Origin of the sequence: Paenibacillus sp. BK720 (assembly GCF_011761545.1) — a bacterium.
Classification (GTDB): domain Bacteria; phylum Bacillota; class Bacilli; order Paenibacillales; family Paenibacillaceae; genus Pristimantibacillus.
The window spans coordinates 1-1,607 of record NZ_JAASRQ010000022.1; the positions used below are offsets into that span (position 1 = coordinate 1).

General features: G+C 39.2%; 2 protein-coding genes. Both read left to right on the forward strand.

The annotated features are described in order from the left end of the window. Nucleotides 1-222 precede the first annotated feature (222 nt). Nucleotides 223-852, forward strand: coding sequence for a hypothetical protein (locus FHT67_RS29605; protein ID WP_167202145.1), 630 nt, complete (start codon nt 223-225; stop codon nt 850-852). A 168-nt stretch (nt 853-1,020) separates the two neighbouring features. Continuing rightward, nucleotides 1,021-1,428, forward strand: a complete 408-nt coding sequence (locus FHT67_RS29610; protein WP_167202146.1) for a DUF4830 domain-containing protein — start codon at nt 1,021-1,023, stop codon at nt 1,426-1,428. The last annotated feature ends 179 nt before the right edge of the window (nt 1,429-1,607 follow it).

A 1,607-nucleotide genomic window follows, 5' to 3' on the forward strand; every position in this document is an offset into this window, starting at 1 on the left:
CCTCCATCCTAAAATTGATCTAATCTAAGGTGTTGAAATCCTGCGAATGAGTGAGTATATGTGAGATAAACCCTTAAAACCGAGGGACGGGGAACTATAGCTCAATTGATACTGCGGCAGCCGATCAGCGATCAGCTGCCGCTTTTCTTGAAGTAAAGGGAGGATAGTTTAATTTTGGTAACGAATAAATTAAACATCACTACTAAGGAGAGGAAGTAGAAAATGTCCTCTTTTATACCAGTTTATAATAAGCTATACGAATGTTCTGATGTTTACTCGACAAGACCATTTAAGGCAGGGATTGAAGCGGACTTTGAATATTCTAGTGCTTTGCTACGGGGGGGTGTCAAGCCCTCTGAACCACTTGAGGCTAGACATTTGAGAGGAACTCACACTCCGTCACCTGCCATCTATACCGGCTTTTCTTTATTGCTGCATGATTCAATAATTGAAACGTTTATCCAACGCCAAATCACAGGCTGGGAATCTTACCAAATAACTCTTTATGGAAAAAACGATGAAATCATCCCCAACTATTCTGGGATTTCAATTACAGGCAGATGCAGCCCAATCGACTACCACCGCAGTGGAATTGTTTATAAGGAATATCCCGGAGGAATCTTCTCTCAATTTAAGGGCAGCTATTTTAAGGATGATGGTTGGGATGGAACGGATATGTTCATGGAGAACCCAGACGAACGAGGGTATACCTTGACTCAGTATGTTTCAGAACGGGTAAAAAACATTTTTGATAACAATAAAATTAAAAATTTGCAATTAACGAATCTGACAGAGAGAGAAATTGATGTGATGATGATTGCACCTGAAAGAATTCCGGAACACTTGAGATAATATTTGTAAACGGGTCTTACACTAACGGGGAACATTAGTTTAAAACAAAGACCGGCAGCAGATCAGAGATCCGCTGCCGGTCTTTGTTGAAGTAAAGGGAGAATAGTTGAAACACTGCAACCTTCATATGGGTCTTTATGTCTCAAATCTAATAGAAAATGACGGGGGTTGATTTCAATTAAGAAAATTATTGTTTTATTTGCGTTTTTTTGTCTTGTATTCCTGATTTGCAGTAAAGAAACAACGGAGCAAAATAATGTTAACCCTGTTGAATACCTTCTGTCGTTTGGTTGGCATATTGAGGAAAAAATTAGCGAAAGAACGCAAGATGCGAATAAACCTGTGGATTTGAATGCAATGTACACAGGTATTGATTTGAAGCCATATAAAGAAGTTCATATTACAACCTACTTACTGAAAGAAAAACAAAAAACAGGAAAGAAATTATACGCTGACATTTATCAAGTTAATGAAGATATTATTGGTGGATACGGAAGTGCAGAGGGTTTGGTGCCTGGGACTTTTTCTTTGAAGGATAAAGAAGAGTTAATCAAAGAAGGACTAATAAATAAATAGCGTGTTCACCTTTATTACGCTATCGGGGAACGATAGTTCAACCAAGACAGGGAGCAGACCGCCGCGGCGCTGCTCCCTGTTTCATTGAAGTAAAGGGCAGCATTCCTATAATGAAGAAATACGAGGTTTGAGAAACAAAAAGACTCCTTGGTATGATGTTAATGGGTCCACGACGCTGG